The 16,359-nt window shown below is 65.2% G+C and carries 19 protein-coding genes and 1 other RNA gene; 7 read left to right on the forward strand and 13 right to left on the reverse strand.

Annotation, left to right across the window (positions count from 1 at the left end; all coding sequences use genetic code 11):
- Nucleotides 1-310: 310 nt before the first annotated feature.
- From prfB to smpB, 4 genes are read left to right on the forward strand one after another with little or no spacing between them, the layout of a single operon-like run.
- Nucleotides 311-1,423: a peptide chain release factor 2 gene (gene prfB, locus FEF27_RS04100; RefSeq protein WP_138169594.1), complete on the forward strand. Its 1,113-nt coding sequence runs from the start codon at nucleotides 311-313 to the stop codon at nucleotides 1,421-1,423.
- 23 nt (nucleotides 1,424-1,446) lie between these two features.
- Nucleotides 1,447-2,601 (forward strand): cell division ATP-binding protein FtsE, encoded by a 1,155-nt coding sequence (ftsE, locus tag FEF27_RS04105; RefSeq protein WP_138169595.1) that lies wholly within the window; start codon nucleotides 1,447-1,449, stop codon nucleotides 2,599-2,601.
- Nucleotides 2,598-3,515: a permease-like cell division protein FtsX gene (ftsX, locus tag FEF27_RS04110; RefSeq protein WP_138169596.1), complete on the forward strand. Its 918-nt coding sequence runs from the start codon at nucleotides 2,598-2,600 to the stop codon at nucleotides 3,513-3,515. The genes ftsE and ftsX overlap by 4 nt, the downstream gene beginning before the upstream one ends.
- 34 nt (nucleotides 3,516-3,549) lie before the next feature.
- On the forward strand, nucleotides 3,550-4,068 hold the full coding sequence (gene smpB / locus FEF27_RS04115; RefSeq protein ID WP_138169597.1) for an SsrA-binding protein SmpB: 519 nt from the start codon (nucleotides 3,550-3,552) through the stop codon (nucleotides 4,066-4,068).
- Nucleotides 4,069-4,106: 38 nt separating this feature from the next.
- Here the strand turns inward: smpB and FEF27_RS04120 are convergent, their stop codons facing one another.
- Nucleotides 4,107-4,364: a DUF6480 family protein gene (locus FEF27_RS04120; protein ID WP_138169598.1), complete on the reverse strand. Its 258-nt coding sequence runs from the start codon at nucleotides 4,362-4,364 to the stop codon at nucleotides 4,107-4,109.
- A 111-nt stretch (nucleotides 4,365-4,475) separates the two neighbouring features.
- Here FEF27_RS04120 and FEF27_RS04125 point away from each other — a divergent pair, with 111 nt between their 5' ends.
- On the forward strand, nucleotides 4,476-6,080 hold the full coding sequence (locus tag FEF27_RS04125; RefSeq protein WP_138169599.1) for a DNA-3-methyladenine glycosylase 2 family protein: 1,605 nt from the start codon (nucleotides 4,476-4,478) through the stop codon (nucleotides 6,078-6,080).
- On the opposite strand, the gene FEF27_RS04130 is transcribed toward FEF27_RS04125, so the two are convergent.
- The 12 genes from FEF27_RS04130 to FEF27_RS04185 form a co-directional block, all read right to left on the reverse strand.
- Nucleotides 6,046-6,537 carry a methylated-DNA--[protein]-cysteine S-methyltransferase gene (locus FEF27_RS04130; protein ID WP_138169600.1) on the reverse strand — a complete coding sequence of 164 codons (492 nt, stop codon included), beginning with the start codon at nucleotides 6,535-6,537 and terminating at the stop codon, nucleotides 6,046-6,048. The genes FEF27_RS04125 and FEF27_RS04130 overlap by 35 nt on opposite strands.
- Before the next feature lie 114 nt (nucleotides 6,538-6,651).
- Nucleotides 6,652-7,027: a transfer-messenger RNA gene (ssrA, locus tag FEF27_RS04135) on the reverse strand.
- 93 nt (nucleotides 7,028-7,120) lie between these two features.
- Entirely contained in the window at nucleotides 7,121-7,525 is a 405-nt protein-coding gene (locus FEF27_RS04140; protein ID WP_138169601.1) for a CrcB family protein, read from the reverse strand.
- On the reverse strand, nucleotides 7,522-8,040 hold the full coding sequence (locus FEF27_RS04145) for a fluoride efflux transporter FluC (RefSeq protein ID WP_166429906.1): 519 nt from the start codon (nucleotides 8,038-8,040) through the stop codon (nucleotides 7,522-7,524). The genes FEF27_RS04140 and FEF27_RS04145 overlap by 4 nt, the downstream gene beginning before the upstream one ends.
- A gap of 22 nt (nucleotides 8,041-8,062) precedes the next feature.
- Nucleotides 8,063-8,782: a metal-dependent transcriptional regulator gene (locus FEF27_RS13765; RefSeq protein WP_138169603.1), complete on the reverse strand. Its 720-nt coding sequence runs from the start codon at nucleotides 8,780-8,782 to the stop codon at nucleotides 8,063-8,065.
- 4 nt (nucleotides 8,783-8,786) lie between these two features.
- Nucleotides 8,787-9,650, reverse strand: coding sequence for a metal ABC transporter permease (locus FEF27_RS04155; protein WP_243729068.1), 864 nt, complete (start codon nucleotides 9,648-9,650; stop codon nucleotides 8,787-8,789).
- Nucleotides 9,647-10,378: a metal ABC transporter ATP-binding protein gene (locus FEF27_RS04160; protein WP_138169604.1), complete on the reverse strand. Its 732-nt coding sequence runs from the start codon at nucleotides 10,376-10,378 to the stop codon at nucleotides 9,647-9,649. The genes FEF27_RS04155 and FEF27_RS04160 overlap by 4 nt, the downstream gene beginning before the upstream one ends.
- A gap of 6 nt (nucleotides 10,379-10,384) precedes the next feature.
- Nucleotides 10,385-11,299 carry a metal ABC transporter solute-binding protein, Zn/Mn family gene (locus FEF27_RS04165; RefSeq protein ID WP_138169605.1) on the reverse strand — a complete coding sequence of 305 codons (915 nt, stop codon included), beginning with the start codon at nucleotides 11,297-11,299 and terminating at the stop codon, nucleotides 10,385-10,387.
- Between the two features lie 25 nt (nucleotides 11,300-11,324).
- Entirely contained in the window at nucleotides 11,325-12,146 is an 822-nt protein-coding gene (gene hisN / locus FEF27_RS04170; protein ID WP_138169606.1) for a histidinol-phosphatase, read from the reverse strand.
- A gap of 9 nt (nucleotides 12,147-12,155) precedes the next feature.
- On the reverse strand, nucleotides 12,156-13,232 hold the full coding sequence (gene rsgA, locus FEF27_RS04175; RefSeq protein ID WP_138169607.1) for a ribosome small subunit-dependent GTPase A: 1,077 nt from the start codon (nucleotides 13,230-13,232) through the stop codon (nucleotides 12,156-12,158).
- A complete protein-coding gene (gene aroA / locus FEF27_RS04180; protein ID WP_243729070.1) occupies nucleotides 13,229-14,509 on the reverse strand; it encodes a 3-phosphoshikimate 1-carboxyvinyltransferase in 1,281 nt (426 codons plus the stop codon). The genes rsgA and aroA overlap by 4 nt, the downstream gene beginning before the upstream one ends.
- 113 nt (nucleotides 14,510-14,622) lie before the next feature.
- Entirely contained in the window at nucleotides 14,623-15,264 is a 642-nt protein-coding gene (locus tag FEF27_RS04185; protein WP_138169609.1) for a DoxX family protein, read from the reverse strand.
- Nucleotides 15,265-15,433: 169 nt separating this feature from the next.
- Here FEF27_RS04185 and FEF27_RS04190 point away from each other — a divergent pair, with 169 nt between their 5' ends.
- Nucleotides 15,434-16,066 carry a sigma-70 family RNA polymerase sigma factor gene (locus FEF27_RS04190; RefSeq protein WP_138169610.1) on the forward strand — a complete coding sequence of 211 codons (633 nt, stop codon included), beginning with the start codon at nucleotides 15,434-15,436 and terminating at the stop codon, nucleotides 16,064-16,066.
- Nucleotides 16,066-16,341 (forward strand): mycothiol system anti-sigma-R factor, encoded by a 276-nt coding sequence (gene rsrA / locus FEF27_RS04195; RefSeq protein ID WP_138169611.1) that lies wholly within the window; start codon nucleotides 16,066-16,068, stop codon nucleotides 16,339-16,341. Before FEF27_RS04190 ends, rsrA begins: the two co-directional genes overlap by 1 nt.
- Nucleotides 16,342-16,359: the final 18 nt, after the last annotated feature.

Consider the following 16,359-nt stretch of genomic DNA (forward strand, 5'->3'; position numbering starts at 1 on the left):
CACCACCAACTGAAATCCCACGGATACTTCCACCCACCACCAGGCACGGAACCACCACCGGGATCGCACGGTAAAGCCCCGCCAGGGCCACTTCCACCAGGGACACACCCACCAGATTCACTACCCGGATCACTGCGCCCCACCCTGACCTGGAACCCCACCCCCGTCACCATCCGCTACTGACCACCTCCACCGCAGGGGCCTGCGGTCCTGAGCGGGCACCGGGCTGCCCTAACACCGAACCCGGCGCCTCGGCGCGCCAGTGCTGTTGGTGCTGCCACTGGAGTGAGCCCGGTACTGTAGATACGTTATGGCAGAAATAGACTTTCCCGCCGAGCTCGCCGAACTGCGCGACACGCTGCGGCGCATCACCGACGTCATCGACGTCGACGCCCTTGCTGCTGAGGTCTCTGACCTTGAGCAGGAGGCCGCCGACCCCAACCTCTGGGACAACCAGGAGAACGCCCAGAAGGTGAACTCCCAGCTCAGCCACAAGCAGGCCCAGCTCAACCGCGTCCGGTCGTTGGATGCGCGTATCGAAGATGCTGAAGTGATGGCTGAGATGGCCGCCGAGGAGAACGACGCGGAGACGGCCGCAGAGGCAGCAAATGAACTCGTCTCCATTCGCAAGGCATTGGCTTCTCTTGAGATTGTCACTCTCATGTCCGGGGAGTATGACGAGTACGACGCCGTGGTCACCATCAGGTCCGGTGCCGGGGGAGTGGATGCGGCAGACTTCGCCGAGATGCTGCTTCGGATGTACACCCGCTGGGCAGAGCGCCGTGACTGGAACGTCAAGATCCTCGACACCTCCTACGCAGAAGAGGCTGGCATCAAATCCGCCACCTTCGAGGTACAGGCGCCCTACGCTTACGGCACCCTCTCGGTAGAAGCCGGCACACACCGGCTGGTGCGCATCTCGCCGTTCGACAACCAGGGCCGGCGGCAGACCGGGTTCGCAGCAGTGGAAGTCATCCCGCTGCTTGAGGGCACTGAGTCCATCGACATCGATGAAAACGATCTGAAGATTGATGTCTTCCGCTCCTCCGGCCCCGGCGGGCAGTCCGTCAACACCACCGACTCTGCGGTGCGCATCACCCACCTCCCTTCCGGCATTGTGGTCTCGATGCAGAATGAGAAATCGCAAATCCAAAACCGAGCTGCAGCACTGCGGGTTCTTGAGTCACGCCTCCTGCTGCTGAAGAAGGAGGAGGAGAAGGCCCAGGAGAACGAAATGAAGGGTGATGTGAAGGCCAGCTGGGGGGACCAGATGCGCTCCTACGTTCTGCATCCCTTCCAAATGGTCAAAGACCTGCGTACCGGTCACGAGGTCGGCAATGCCCAAGCCGTCTTTGACGGCGACCTCGACGGCTTCGTCGAAGCAGGCATCCGTTGGCGCGCTCAAGGCTCCTCCAGCAACTGACCCCTCAAGGCTGACTTCCCCCTATGATCCGCTTCGAAAACGTCACACGGACGTACCGCTCCGGCGGCAAACCGGCACTCGACGACGTCTCTGTGGAGTTCCACCGCGGCGATTTCGTCTTCCTGATTGGAGCCTCCGGCTCCGGCAAATCCACCCTGCTTCGCATGATCCTGCGTGAGGGCCTGCCCCAGAAGGGGAAGGTCACCGTGGCGGGGCAGAACCTCGTGCTCATGCTCGAGCGTCGGGTGCCGCACTACCGGCGCAGCATCGGGATGGTGTTCCAGGACTTTCGGCTGCTGCCGGACAAGACTGTTTACGACAATGTGGCCTTCGCCATGCGTGTCATTGCCGCGCCCCGGGGACAGATCAAGAAGCAGGTCATGAAGACCCTGGAACGGGTCCAGCTGGACCATTTGGCTCGCCGCTACCCCCATGAAATCTCCGGGGGAGAACAGCAGCGAGCCGCCATCGCCCGGGCCATCGTCAACCAGCCCGCGATTGTCCTTGCCGATGAGCCGACCGGGAACTTGGACCCGCGGGCCTCGGCAGAAGTGATGAAGATCCTGCGCTGGATCAACGCCTCCGGGGCCACGGTGGTCATGGCCACCCACGACCGGGCGATCGTCGATGAAGCACAGCGCCGAGTGGTACAACTGCATAAGGGCAAGCTGGTCCGCGACGAACCCCGCGGCGCCTACGACCCCCCGGAAGGCTCACCGGCTTGGGAGGTCCTCTCCGAGGAGCTGGAAAACAGCGGACTCCAGGCATCAGATCCGATGCCGATGCTCACCCAGCCGCTTCCCGTCCTTCCGGAGCCGCAGCCGGAGCCGGAGCCCAACCAGCCCGCAGCGGCCAAGGAGTCACCAGGGTTCAGAGTGCGCGAGTACCAGGTCACCTTCCCAGAGGATGACCCGCAGCACGACGACGCCGAGGCCGAGGAGCCCGCCGCTGAAGTCGATGCCGCAGCCGTCCCCGAATTCGAAGACGACGAGGACACCGACACCTTGGCCCCAGTAGAGCAGCCCTCGGCCCTGCCCTCACCTGCGGAGTCTGCCGCACCCAAGGTGCCGCGTCCGCGGGCTTCCGCCGCAGAGGCCACCTTCACAGATACCCAACACACCGTCGATCAGCTTCGATCCTCACAGCCGCGGGGCATCTTCGGCAGGAGGAAGCGATGAACCAGCTGATGTACCAGCTGGGGGAAACCTTCAGCTCCTTGCGCAAGAACGTGGCCATGGTGGCCTCCGTCGTGCTGGTGACATTCATCTCGCTGACATTTGTCGGTACCGCAGCGCTGATGCAGCTGCAGATCAACCAGATGACTCAAGACTTCTACGATCGGCTGGAAATCTCCGTCTTCCTGTGTACTGACGCCTCTGCGGAGGCCGTATGCCCCACCGGCGCGGTGACCGATTCCCAGCGAGAGTCGATTGAAGAGATGATCGACACCGGAGCGGCGAATCAGTACGTCGACTCCTACCGCTACGAAAGCCAGGAGGAGGCACTGGAGAACTTCCTGGCCGACCGGGAAGACAGTGTACGAGCCGCAAACGTGACGGCTGAAGATATGACCGAGTCCTTCCGGCTGCTGTTGGTGGACCCCCAGGACTTCGGGATCGTCAATGAACTCTTCGCAGGAGTCCCCGGGGTGGAGAACGTGGCGGACCAGCAAGCGGTGCTGGACCAGATATTCGGGATCCTCAATGGCCTGACCGTAGTGGCACTGATCATTGCCGGGGTGATGATTGTGTGCACCGTGCTGCTGGTCTCCACGACCATCAGGCTCTCGGCGTTCAGCCGCCGGCGCGAAACCTCCATTATGCGAATGGTCGGGGCGTCGAAGTCCATGATCCGCACACCATTCATCTTCGAAGGGATCATCGCCGCGCTCGTGGGGGCGGCGCTGGCCTGCGCGGCCACGTGGGTCGTCGCGGAGTTCCTCATAGGGCAGTGGTTGGCCCAGCAGGTGACCGGGATCGTCTTCATCGGTGCGGCAGAGTCCTGGTTGGTGATGCCCGGCCTGGTGCTTTCGGCCATGCTGCTGGCCGGGCTGGCATCCTGGGTGACGGTCAGGAAACACCTCCGGGTATAGTAGAGGGTTAGCTTTGTGGGCGCTGACGTGATCTATGAGGAGGTGCGCCGTGGCGAAGAAGAAAAAACCGGAGGCCAAAGACCCCAATAACAATGTGGTGGCTCGGAATCGGCGCGCCTACCATGACTTCACTATCCTCGACACCTACGAGGCCGGGATTGTGCTGACCGGCACAGAGGTGAAGTCACTGCGCGAGGGACAAGCTTCGCTGGTGGATGGATTCGCGGCGTTCGACAACCGCCACGAGTTGTGGCTGGAGCAGGTGCACATCCCCGAATACCTCAACGGGACGTGGACCAACCACGCCGTGCGGCGCAAGCGGAAACTTCTGCTCCACGGCAAAGAGCTGATCAAGATCTCGCGCCAGATCCAAGATCCGGGTCTCACGATCGTGCCGCTGAGCCTGTATTTCAAAGATGGTCGGGCAAAGGTCGAGATCGGCATCGCCAAAGGTAAGCGGGAGTTTGACAAACGGCAGACCCTGCGCGAGAAGCAGGATAACCGGGAGGCGCAGCGGGCTATGCGCATCCGGAACCGGCACGCCGCGGACTGACAAGCGGTAGGTGCTGTGCCGGGCTCACCGCAATAGGGTCAGCCCAACGCCCCTGCAAAGTAGGCGATAATCAGCAGCAGCACCAGGAAGCCGACCACACCGACGAGGATCATCATCACGACTTTCGACTTCGGTGGTCGCGACGGTGCCGGCGCTGGAGGTGTAGCCAGCTCAGCATCGGATTCGGGAGGGGTCTGGCCGGGTTCTAAGTCCTCGGCACGGCGCAGGCCCGGGTTGTGGCCCTGCGGGGGCTGAGTTCCCCTCTCGCCAGAATTGTCCGTGGGATGGTTCGTCATGACTGATCACCCTCTCCAAGAGCGGCGTACTCTTGTCCTATTCGCGGTCATTGTGTGCGAGAGCTGGATCACACCAGCATAAACATCAGTTACTCCAGGTCAGGTGGATGCATGCTCAACACAGCCTCCAATCCCGTAGAGGAGGCCTCATCCCGGGTGTTTGCTGAACGCTTCCGCGCCGTGCAGGCCAGGGACCGCCGCTTTGACGGTCAGTTCGTCACAGCGGTGCAGACCACCGGCATATACTGCCGGCCATCCTGCCCAGCCGTGACGCCCAAACCCTCCAATGTGCAGTTCTTCTCCACCTCAGCGGCCGCCCATGAAGCTGGATTCCGGGCCTGCAAACGGTGCCTGCCCGACGCGTCTCCGGGCAGCCCCGAATGGAACCGGCGTCAGGACCTAGCTGGCCGGGCGATGCGGCTGATCCGCGAAGGCGCACTCAACGACGGCGACGTGACCACTTTAAGCAGCCACCTCGGATACAGCTCCCGGCACATTCACCGCACGTTGGTGGCTGAACTCGGAGCCGGCCCTGCCGCATTAGCCCGAGCGCACCGGGCGCAGGTGGCCCGCAACTTGCTGGTCAGCTCCGAGCTGAGCATTGCTGAGGTCGCGTTCTCTGCCGGATTCGGCTCCGTCCGGCAGTTCAATGACACCATCCGCCAGATCTACGCCGTCACACCCAGTGAAATCCGGGCTCAGGCCTGCCCTAACCCGGAGCCGGCTGAGAGTGAGCCTGCTGCGATGCAGCTGCGGCTGAGCCTTCCGGTCCGGCAGCCCTTCGATGCCCGCGGGGTATTCGGCTTTCTGGCTGAGCGTGCGCTTCCGGGGGTCGAGGAGGCTCAGCTGGAAGACCGACGGCTGCGCTACAGCCGATCTGTGCGGCTTCCGCATGGGCCCGGGGCGGTGGAGGTCACCGCAGTGGCCGATGAAGATACCAACTGGCGACTGTCCATGAGGTGTGAGGTGGCCTCCTTGGCTGATGTCGGCGTCGTGCTGGCCAGGGTGCGCCGGATGTTTGATCTGGATGCCGACCCCCAGGCGGTGGACAGCGCGCTCATGGCTGATCCTGCGCTGGGGCCGCTGGTGGAGGATGTCCCCGGCACGCGGCTGGTCGGCACCCCCGAGGCCGAGGAGTATGTAGTCCGAGCCGTGGTGGGCCAGCAGATCTCTGTCAAGGCCGCGCGCACCCACCTCAGCCGGCTGGTTCAGCGCATCGGCCGCCCTGTGGAGTCGTCTTTCGCAGGGGTGGACAGGCTCTTCCCCGCGCCCGAGGAGATTTTGTCCGCCGTGCCGGAGCCACCGTCAGAGGGCCCTTTGGACCCGGATCGGCCGCTGAAACTTGCTCGGCGGTCTATCCGGACGGTGCGAGCGGTGTGCCAGGCGCTCGGCGAGGGAGCGCTGAGTCTGCACCCGGGGGTGCATCCGGATCAGCTTCGCACTGCGTTGGTCGCACTACCGGGAATCGGGCAGTGGACTGCCGCCTACTTGGCCCTGCGAGTACTCGGTGACCCGGATGCCTGGATGACCGGCGACGTCGCGCTGGTTGCCGGGGCGCGCCGACTGCGGCTGCTGGAGCCGGAAACGTCCCCGGACGCGGCTCACCGCCAGTTGGAGCAGCGGGCTCGGCAGTGGGCGCCATGGCGGTCCTACGCTGCGATGCACCTCTGGCGTGCTGCCGCTAACGGAGCTCCCGGTCCAGCAGACGCCGTTTGAGCTCCGGGCCGTAGCGGAACCCGCCGAGCGTGCCGTCAGCGCGCAGCACGCGGTGGCAGGGCACGAACAGTGCTGCGGCGTTGCGCGCGCATGCACCGGCGGCTGCGCGGACCGCGGCCGGGCTTCCGGAGCGCTGTGCGAACTCGGTGTAGCTGACCGGGTTTCCGGGCTTGACCAGTCGGAGGGTCTCCCACGCGCGTTCGCGGTAGGGTCCGGACTGCTGCCGGACCGGGACGGTGCTGGGGGCTTCCACGTCTCCCGCGTAGTAGGCGTCGACGGCTTCCACGGCTTGGCGCATCACCAGCTCAGCTCCGGTGGGCTGCAGCCCCGCTCTGAGCCGCGGGTGAATGAGCCCGCCGAGCGCCTTGGGATCGGCCGTCCACCCTGAGGCCAGGACCCACCGGTCATCGGCGATGATGGTGAAAGGCCCATCGGGGGTGGTGATCGTCGAGTGCACAAGTCTATTTCACCGTCTGCGGTGCTTCCCGTCTAGCGGAAATCGGACCTGTGCGTGGCGCCTGGGAAGCACTTGGGCACAAAAAACCCGAGCGGGGTGACCCGCTCGGGCAATCTGTGGAGACGGCGGGAATTGAACCCGCGTCCGACCTGGATTTTCGTGGACTTCTACGTGTGTAGTCCGCTGAGCGTGTTGCTCGGTCCCAGGTGTCTCACGGACAAGCACCTGACGGACCCAGCCGCATTTGGTGTCGAACACTCTCCCTGCGGCGGGAAGAGTGTTCCATTGGCCATCTAGCTGATGCCAGACACTGAGCCGATGGCGAACTCAGGCTGACAGACTCGCGTCGCTGCTATCAGGCAGCGAGGGCGAAGTCAGTGCGCTTAGATTCGGCACTTATTGGGTTGCGCAAGGGGTATTAACGTGGTCACTTGGCGTCCACGACACGCTTCTCCACGATCACCTCAGATCGTCGAAACCGATCGTCCCCGTATTGAGTTTTCAAACTCGTACCCCGCATGCTGCGGGTGTATCAGTCTATCTCAACAGGAAAGGTGCTTCCAGCATTCCCGCTGGGCTGACGTCATTTCCCCAATTGCCACCCCAGCGCCAGCCCTACCACGGCTGCCAACACTCCGCAGACCACAGAGATGCCCCACATGCCGACTGCTGTCCAGCGCGCGCCCGATGTCCACTTCTGCGCGGCCCGCAGCGCCACTGTAGCGAATGTGCTCAGGGCACCGGTGAGCCCCATGGCCAACAGCCCGACCGTCATAGGCTGCCAAGCGACCTGCTCGTCTGCTGTGCCGCTGGCGGCGACCCCGCTGACGAAGCCCACCAGCAGGCCGAGGCCGAGACAACCCAGTGTGTTCGCCAGCAGTATGCCAGCGCGCAGGTAGCGATCGAGTAGAAATCGCGCGATGGCGCCCACTGCACCACCGACAGCCCCGGCGATCACCACGCCGACGGTCAGCTCGGGCATCATCATGGGCGGTCCTCCTGCAGGACCGGCGCCGAACCCCCGGCAGGCCCCAGGATGGCCTTGCCTATGGTGATCCCCGCGGCCGCAGCTGCGGTGCAGAAGACCATGGAAATCATCAGATAGGCCCCGGCCTCCCAGATTTCCGGTGGGACCACCAGGTCCGATGTGAGCTGGGCGAAGACGTCGGGCCGCTGCACTGAGGTGCCGGCCAGGATTACCGAGGAGAACGTGGTGAATGACCCCAGGAAACCGGTCCCGATCACCGGCAGCGTCCAACGCGGCAAGCCCGGCCACGCCTGGGAGAAGCCGAAGAGCAGGCCCAGTCCGGCGGATCCGGCCAGGTTCACCAACAGCGTGATCCATGGAAACCGCATGAACTGTTCGTCCGAGAGCTGTACCAGCAGCAGCCGGAGCACAGCCCCGCAGGCCCCCGCCACCGCGATGCACGCCACCAAGGCCGGCAGCGACAGCTCTGTGCTGCCAGAGGGCTCTGCTCGGGCGTGTTCCTCGGAAATGGGCACGACGTCCAGGATAGACCGTCGGTCAGCGGGCCGTGACGCTGACGCGCACAGCGTGGGCGATCTCGTGGCCGATCGAGACGGTCTTGTCTCCATCCGGCCCGCTGATCACCACATCCCCGTCAGCGGAGGTCACCACCGTCACCGCTGAACCGATGGGCACTTCCTGCTCATCGAGCACGCGGAGAGCCGCCGGAACCCCGTCATCGACCTGCTCCACGCGCACTTCAGCTTTGGGCGGGACCTGGCACAGCAGCGTGGTCTCCGGGTAGCTCAGGCTCAGGTCTCGGGTGGGAATGGGATCTCCGTGCGGGTCGGTGGCAGGATGCCCCAGCCGGGCGTCGAGCCGCTCCACGAAGGTCTCTGAGACTGCGTGCTCCAAACGCTCCGCCTCATCGTGGACCTCGTCCCAGCCGTAGCCCATTTCGCGCACCAGCCAGGTCTCGATCAGCCGGTGCCGGCGCACCATCGCCAGGGCCAGCCGGCGGCCCTGCTCCGTGAGCCGCACCGGGGCATAGGGCGTATGGTCCACCAGCCCTTGTTCCGCCATCTTGCGAATCATCAGCGAGACCGAGGGATTGGACACCCCGAGGGTCTTGGCCAGCGCGCTGGCGGTGACATCAGCACCTTCCCATTCGGCCAGCCCATAGATGGTCTTCGCGTAGTCCTCCACAGAAGTCGTCGCCGGCGCGGACGCCCCCGTGGTGGGGAGCGTCGAACGGCCCTGGGCTGAGGTGCGTGGCATAGGACTATTCTGCCAGCCTCGGCGCGGGCCGACGACGCCGCCAGGCACGAGCGATGAGGCCCCGCCGGGGTGAGAAGAGGTAGGCCAGCGTGAACTGTGCGGTCGCTGCGAGCACAATCGAGCCGCCGGTGGAGACGTCCCACCAGTAACTGGCGTAGACACCGGTCACCGCAGCGACGGCGCCCACGGCAGCTGAGAGCGCCAGCATCGCTCCGAAGCTGCGCACCACCAGGAAAGCGGTCGCCCCCGGTATGACCAGGGCGGCGACTACCAGAATGACACCGAGGGTCTGCAGTGCGGTGACCGTGGTGAGCGCCAGCAGCACCAGCAGCACACCGGTCAGCGCACCCACAGGCAGACCGATGGCCCGAGCGTAGGTCCGATCGAAGGCCAGCAGGGTGAAGTCCCGGCGCTTCAGCAGCAGGACGGTCGTGGTGACTGCTCCGAGTGCGGCCACCTGATAGAGGTCTGCCCGTGAGGTGCCCAGCACATTGCCGAAGAGGATGTGCTGCAGGTGCGTCAGTGTTGTCACCGTCGACATCAGCACCAGGCCCAGGGCGAACAGCGAGGTGAAGACGACCCCGATGGTCGTATCGCGTTTCAGTGCTGTGGTCTGTCCCAGGAGGCCGATCAGCGCCACCGCGGACATTCCGAAGACGAAGGCACCGACACCCAGTGGCAGACCCACGATGAAGGCCAGCACGATGCCGGGCAGAATGGAGTTCGCGACCGCTTCGCCCATCAGTGACCACCCCATGAGCACCAGCCACGCCGAGAGCATGCCGCAGACAGCAGCGGAGATGACGGCCACGGCGAGGGCGTTCTGCATGAAGGGATACTGCAGCGGCGTCAGCAGCAGCTCGATCACGACAGCGCCTCCCCAAAGGCCTGGGCCAGCTGCTCATCGGTGAGCACCGTCTCCGGTGGGCCAGCGGCCAGGATCTTGCGGTGCAGCAGAATCACCTCATCGGCCAGACGGTGCACTCCCTCCAGGTGGTGGGTGGAGATCAGCACAGTGGTCCCTGCCGCTCGGAGGTTGTGCAGCACACCGGTGATGAGCCGCTCGCTGGTCCGGTCCACCCCCGCAAATGGCTCGTCCAAGAGCATCAGGGGGGCCTGCTGAGCCAGGGCGCGGGCGACGAAGGCTCGTTTGCGCTGCCCCCCGGAGAGCTCCCCGATCGACCGTCTGCGGTATTCACTCAGTTGCGTCTGGGCAAGCGCCTCATCCACTGCGTCCCGGTCAGCGGGGCGGCTCAGCCGCACGAAACCCATATGCGGGTATCTGCCCATCATCACCACTTGTTCCACGGTGATGGGGAAGGTGGGGTCGATCTGCTCGTGCTGGGGCACATAGGAGACCAGATTGCGACGTCGCGCCCGGGCCGAGTCGGTGCCGAAGATGCGGATGCGGCCGCTGGAGGCCGGCACCATTCCCAACAGCGCGGAGAACAGAGTGGACTTACCGGAACCGTTGGCCCCCAGCAGCGCAGTCACCGTAGCAGGCGCCAGACTCAGGCTGACCTCCTCCAGGGCTGTGACACCTGGATAGCCTGCGGTCAGGGAGTCGACGACGACTGGTGTGGGGTGGGTGCTCACCTGGGGTCACTCCGTCTGGCCCAGGATGGTGCCGGTGGTGTGCTGGAGCAGCTCCAGGTGGGTGGCTGCGGGGCCATCGGCCTCGGTCAGGGAATCCACGTACAAGGGTCCGGCGAGCTCAGCGCCGGTGGTCTCGGCCACCTGGGACTGGGCCCCCTCATTGACTGTGGATTCGCAGAAGATCGTCTCCACCTCGTTCTCCTCAACGAACCGGATCTGCGCCTCGACCTGCTGGGGGGTGCCTTCATTCTCTGCGTTGAGCGGCCACAAGTAGTGCTCGCTGAACCCGAGGTCGTCAGCAAGATAGCCGAAGGCGCCTTCACATGTCACCAGCACGGGGGCGGGGGCTGCCGCAGCCTGGGCGCGGGACTCCTCCGTGAAAGTCTCGAGCTGCTCTCGGTAGTCTGCGGCGCGCTGCGCGAACTGCTCCGCGTCCTCGGGAGCGAGTTCGGTCAGTGCGGCCTCAATGTTGTCGATGTAGATCTGCGACTGTTCGGGGGAGACCCAGCCGTGCGGATCTTCCGGCAGGTCAGCACCGGGTCCAGGATCGTCCGGATGGCCGGGCAGCCGGGTGATCGGCCGGGTCTGGATGCCCTCAGATGCGGTGACCGTGGGGGCGTCGGAATGGGCGATGAACTGCTCGAACCATTCCTCCAGCCCCAGGCCGTTCTTAATGATCAGGTCCGCATCGGCTGCGGCTTGGACGTCCGAGGGGGTGGGGTCGTAGGCGTGGACTTCGGCTCCGATGGGAGTGATGGAGCGGACCTCGACGCTGTCGCCGCCGATGGTCTCGGCCATGTCCGCCAAGACCGAGAAGGTGGTCACCACTAACGGGGGTCCGTCGGCCTCCGGCTGGTCGAGTCCGCAGCCGGTCAGGGCCAGGAGGCTGAGGCCTGGCAGGACGAGGAGATGTTTAGGCATACCTACACATTAGAGTTAGACATGCCTAAAAGTCGAATGCGGGTTCCTGAGTCTGTGCCTGCAGCGCTTCCAGGGCCTGCCGGTGCAGCCGGCCGTTGGTGGCCAGCGCATTGGGTCCGGTGCACCCGGGGTCGTTGTCCAGCGAGGTGAACTCACCGCCGGCTTCGGTGACGATGGGGACCAGGGCTGCCATGTCATAGAGCTCCAGCTCAGGCTCGGCGGCGATGTCGACACTTCCTTCGGCGACCATGCAGTATGACCAGAAGTCGCCATAGGCACGTGTGCGCCAGACGCTCTCCGCCAGGTTCAGGAACTGGGGGAGGCGGTCGATGTCCCGCCACCCCTCCAGGGAGGAGTAGGAGAAGCTCGCGTCGCTGAGCGTGGAGACCTGGGAAACACCGAGGTGTTTGGCGGCTGAGAGTGATTTGCCGGTATAGGCGCCACCGCCCTCGGCGGCCCACCAGCGCCGGCCCAGGGCCGGGGCGGAGACCAGTCCCACCACCGGCTTGCCGTGGTCAGTCAGGGCGATCAGCGTGGCCCAGACCGGCACTCCCCGAATGAAGTTCTTGGTTCCGTCGATGGGGTCCAGGACCCAGCGCCGTGGACCGGAGCCGGTCTCCCCATACTCCTCGCCGTAGACGGCGTCCCTGCCGCGGGCTCGGGCCAGCTGAGCACGGATCAGATCCTCGGCCTCCCGGTCGGCGACCGTCACCGGGGTCAGATCCGGTTTGGTCTCCACGGTGAAGTCCATCCGGTGGAAGTGCCGCATGGTTTGTGCATCGACCGCGTCAGCGATCATATGGGCCAGACGGAGGTCTTCGGTGTAGGGACTGGAGGCGAGGCTCATGACTTTACTCTACGGTGCACCGAGGTGTTTCTCGGTTTCATCCTCGGGGCTGCCCTGGAGTGAGTGGAGCAGGTTCCGCAGACTTCTTAGGCGTGCTGGGCCGTGGTCGCCGGCATGGCCCTGCTCCACCCATTCGTCCAGCGCGCAACCCCCGGCGGGGGATTCATGCCGGCAGCCTGGCTCACAGGAGGCAGAACCCTCCACGAGATCCTCAAAGGCGGCAAGGACATCATCGGGGTGCACATGCGCCAGGCCGAAGCTGCGGACACCCGGGGTGTCGACCACCCACCCGTCGGGCTCCACGCGCAGAGCCACTGCTGACGATGACGTGTGCCGTCCCCGCCCGGTGACTGCGTTGACGCCGCCGGTGGCGCGGTCGGCGCCGGTGAGAGCATTGACCATGGTCGACTTCCCCACCCCTGAGTGCCCGATGAGCACGGTCACCTTCCCGGCCAGCATAGTGCGCAGCTGCTCCTGGGCGGCGGCAGCGAGCTGCTGATCCGCGGTGTGGCCGGAGATGACAGTGGGCAGATCGAGCTCGGCGTAGTGGGACACCAGCCCGGCGGGGTCCGTAGGGTCGGGGGCGAGGTCCGCCTTGGTGATCAGCAGTATCGGTTCGATGCCGGCGTCGTAGGCGGCGGCGAGGGCCCGGTCGATGAACCCGGTTCGCGGTTCGGGATCCGCAGAGGCCACGACAATCAGCAGCTGGTCTGCATTGGCGACGATGACTCGCTCGGCCTCGTCGGTGTCGTCGGCGGAGCGACGCAGCAGGGTACGCCGCTCTTCGATGCTCACCAGGCGGGCCAGGGTGCCCGGGGCGGCGGAGGTGTCACCGGCAAGCCGCACTATGTCCCCGGGGACCACTGGAGAGCGGCGCAGCGCTTTGGCCCGCATGGCTGTCACCACGCGCTCCGGGGCAGAAGCATCGGCCTCCAGGAAACAGGTGTAACGACCTCGGTCCACCTGGACTACGCGGGCCAGCGGAGCGCTGGAGTAGTCAGGTGTCTCTTTGGTGCGGGGACGGGAGCCACGCTTGTTCGGCCGCACCCGCACCCGGGATTCATCCCAGGAGTCCCAACGGCTCATGCGCCTACCAGAGCGGACCACCGGTGCGGAAAATCAGGCATGGTCTTGGCGGTGCTGCCGATGTCCTCCACCACGACACCGGGGACGGCAAGCCCCAGCACTGCTGCGAAAGTCGCCATCCGGTGATCGGCGTAGCTCAGCACGGTGGCCGGGGATCTGACCGGGGAGAGGATCCGGAAACCGTCTGCGGTCTCCTCAGCGGTACCGCCCAGGCGGCGCACCTCACGCACCAGCGCGGCGATCCGGTCGGTCTCGTGGCCGCGCAGGTGCCCCACGGAGGTGAACGTGGTCTCACCGGCGCACAGTGCGGCCAGGGCGGCGACGGTCGGCGTCAGCTCTGCGGTGCCATCGATGGCACCCGGGCTCACCAGCTGTGTCGGCCCGCGGACGGTGAGCGTACCGGTGGTCTCCGAGGTCGGGGTCAATGACACTTCGCAGCCGAAGTCGCTCAGCAGCTTCGGCCACCGGCGTCCGATCTGCGTGGACTCCAGCGGCCATCCGGGCATACTCACCTCGCCGGAGGTGACGGCTGCGGCGCACAGGAAGGGTCCGGCGTTGGAGAGATCGGGTTCGACCCGGACGGTGAAGGGAGCGATGGGCCCCGGTTCCACACGCCAGGTGAATGGGGCTGGAGAGCTGGTCTCCACGCCCAGCTCCGCCAGGACTTGCAGCGTCATCTCCACATGCTCCAACGAGGGAACCTCGGTGCCGGTGTGGCGCAGGGTGAGCCCCTGCGGCATGCTGGGTGCGGCCAGCAGCAGCCCGGAGACGAACTGGCTCGAGGCAGAGGCATCGATGCTGACCTCGCCGCCGCTGATGCCCTCCGGGGCGTGGACCACGAAGGGGAGGTGCCCGGCGGTGCCCTCCTCCTGGACCTGCGCACTGAGTGCGCGCAGCCCCTCAAGGACCGCGCCCATGGGGCGTATTCGAGCCTCAGGGTCGCCGTCGAACCGCACTCGCCGCCGTGTGAGCGCGGCGACGGCGGGCAAGAACCTCATCACGGTGCCGGCCAGGCCGCAGTCGACCGAGACCGGCTCGCTGCTCGGTGGCCGCGGGTTCAGGCTTAGCGGGGTCAGGCCCAGCGGGGTCAGGCGCACGGCAGCCTCACCGCTGGCGTCCCATCTCTCGATGTGCTCTGTCCCTGCACCGAGGGCCTCCAGGGCGCCCAGCATCAGGGAGGAGTCGCGGGAGTCCAGCGGGTGAACCACCACGCTGGGCCCCTGCGCCAAAGCCGCCAGCAGCAGGTACCGGTTGGTCAGTGACTTGGAGGCAGGCACCGTCACCTGCCCGTGCACCGGCGAAGAGCGGTGTGGAGCTGGCCACCCAGGGTCCGATTCCGGGACTGACGGCGCGGCGGTGTGCTGGTGCGTATTCACCGGAGGCTCTGGGTTCAGGACACCTTGTCCTTGGCTTTGTTCGCCTGAGCAGCAGCCGAGCGCACGGCTTTTCGCGCCTGCTTCTCGGTCTTCTTGAAGCTCTTCTTCGCGTCCTTCTCCCAGGAGCTCAGCGTCTTGGCCGCGTCATCGCCGAGGTGTTCGGCCCATTTGCGGGTGTTGTCCCCGAACCGGGTGCCCTGTTTCTTGGCGCGCTTGGAGATGTGCTCCGCCCGCCAAGCCAGGGACGGCCGACCGTTGAGGTCCACCAGCGCGAAGCTCAAGCCACCGAGTATGGCGATGTTCTTCAGCAGGATCTTCCGCTGCACTACCTCATCACCGGGAGACTGCAGTTCGGCGGAGCGGAACTCGGCGTAGGAGTTCAACTTATGCGCCCCGCTGAGCGCGAAGGCTGCCACGCGGGGGAACTTGCCTACAGCCAGCGCGAGTCCCGCAGCGACCTGGACCCCGCCGAGCACCTGTGCGGTGAGGCGGGGGTTCGCTGACAGCTGCTCAGCTTGCGGAACGAAGCCGGAAATGTCGTTCAGAGCGGGTGAGAGCTCCTCCGCAGCCTCATCGGGGTTGCGCAGCTTCTCCACACCGTCATAGATGAAGGTGGCGCCGAGCAGCGGCCGGGCGAATTTGCGGATCAGAGTCATGCTAGTTCCTCCTTGAGGCTTCAGTCCCGCGCCTTAAAACGCTTGTCCGGGTCTAATCTACCAACTGGTGAGGAATGTGGGAGCCCCTGCGGTGGTTCTCACTAGCATGAATGTGGCCGTGTTAGACCGTCCCGCGAAGGATCAGGTGGTGGGCGTAGACTCGGCAGTGATGAGTGAGCACACTGCCCCTGCCTCCACATTGTCCGAGGAGATCGACGTTGCTGCGGAGACCGAGGCCGCGCGCCGGACCAGGTTCGAGCGTGAGGCGCTGCAGTACGTGGATCAGCTGTACTCGGCGGCGATGCGCATGACCCGTAATCCTCAGGACGCCGAGGATCTGGTCCAGGAGGCGTACACGAAGGCGTATTCGGCGTTCCACCAGTACAAGCCTGGCACCAATCTCAAAGCATGGCTGTACAGGATCCTCACCAACACCTACATCAACATCTACCGCAAGAAGCAGCGCCAGCCGCAGCAGGCCAACACCGACACGGTCGAGGACTGGCAGATGGCCCAAGCGGCTGAGCACACCAGTTCGGGACTGCGCTCGGCCGAGGCGGAGGCGCTCGACCACCTTCCGGACACCGACGTCAAAGAAGCGCTTCAGCAGATTCCCGAGGAGTTCCGGCTGGCGGTGTACTTCTCCGACGTGGAGGGGTTCGCCTACAAAGAGATTGCGGAGATCCTCAACATCCCCATCGGGACAGTGATGTCCCGACTGCACCGGGGAAGGAAACTGCTGCGGAATCTGTTATCGGACTACGCGCGGGAGCGCGGCTTTAGGCGGCCGGAGGAAACCTGATGGGCACTGAGAACTGCAGGGACTGCGAGTCGACGGCGGAGGCCGTAGAACGCCTGGAACGCATTTACGAGTACTTGGACGGAGCACTGTCCCGGGACGACATCAATGATGTCCAAGATCACCTCAGCGACTGCCCGGAGTGCGCCTCGGACTACGATCTCGAGTGCCTGATCCGCTCCGTGGTCAAACGCTCCTGCACCGAGCAGGCTCCGGAGACACTGAAGCTGACCATCATCCAGCGCATCAGTCAGATCAAGGTTGAAGCCCGCCACTGAAGATGTTCCTGTAAACTT

Source organism: Nesterenkonia sphaerica (assembly GCF_005771565.1).
GTDB lineage: Bacteria > Actinomycetota > Actinomycetes > Actinomycetales > Micrococcaceae > Nesterenkonia > Nesterenkonia sphaerica.

What these genes read in the sequence shown, in the direction of transcription:
- FEF27_RS04125 (WP_138169599.1), top strand. Translation starts at nt 4,476, where the DNA reads ATGCTCAACACAGCCTCCAATCCCGTAGAGGAGGCCTCATCCCGGGTG.
- ftsE (WP_138169595.1), top strand. Translation starts at nt 1,447, where the DNA reads ATGATCCGCTTCGAAAACGTCACACGGACGTACCGCTCCGGCGGCAAA.
- smpB (WP_138169597.1), top strand. Translation starts at nt 3,550, where the DNA reads ATGAGGAGGTGCGCCGTGGCGAAGAAGAAAAAACCGGAGGCCAAAGAC.
- FEF27_RS04190 (WP_138169610.1), top strand. Translation starts at nt 15,434, where the DNA reads ATGAGTGAGCACACTGCCCCTGCCTCCACATTGTCCGAGGAGATCGAC.
- rsgA (WP_138169607.1), bottom strand. Translation starts at nt 13,232, where the DNA reads ATGAGCCGTTGGGACTCCTGGGATGAATCCCGGGTGCGGGTGCGGCCG.
- FEF27_RS13765 (WP_138169603.1), bottom strand. Translation starts at nt 8,782, where the DNA reads ATGCCACGCACCTCAGCCCAGGGCCGTTCGACGCTCCCCACCACGGGG.
- rsrA (WP_138169611.1), top strand. Translation starts at nt 16,066, where the DNA reads ATGGGCACTGAGAACTGCAGGGACTGCGAGTCGACGGCGGAGGCCGTA.
- ftsX (WP_138169596.1), top strand. Translation starts at nt 2,598, where the DNA reads ATGAACCAGCTGATGTACCAGCTGGGGGAAACCTTCAGCTCCTTGCGC.
- prfB (WP_138169594.1), top strand. Translation starts at nt 311, where the DNA reads ATGGCAGAAATAGACTTTCCCGCCGAGCTCGCCGAACTGCGCGACACG.
- FEF27_RS04165 (WP_138169605.1), bottom strand. Translation starts at nt 11,299, where the DNA reads ATGCCTAAACATCTCCTCGTCCTGCCAGGCCTCAGCCTCCTGGCCCTG.
- FEF27_RS04185 (WP_138169609.1), bottom strand. Translation starts at nt 15,264, where the DNA reads ATGACTCTGATCCGCAAATTCGCCCGGCCGCTGCTCGGCGCCACCTTC.
- hisN (WP_138169606.1), bottom strand. Translation starts at nt 12,146, where the DNA reads ATGAGCCTCGCCTCCAGTCCCTACACCGAAGACCTCCGTCTGGCCCAT.
- FEF27_RS04140 (WP_138169601.1), bottom strand. Translation starts at nt 7,525, where the DNA reads ATGATGATGCCCGAGCTGACCGTCGGCGTGGTGATCGCCGGGGCTGTC.
- FEF27_RS04120 (WP_138169598.1), bottom strand. Translation starts at nt 4,364, where the DNA reads ATGACGAACCATCCCACGGACAATTCTGGCGAGAGGGGAACTCAGCCC.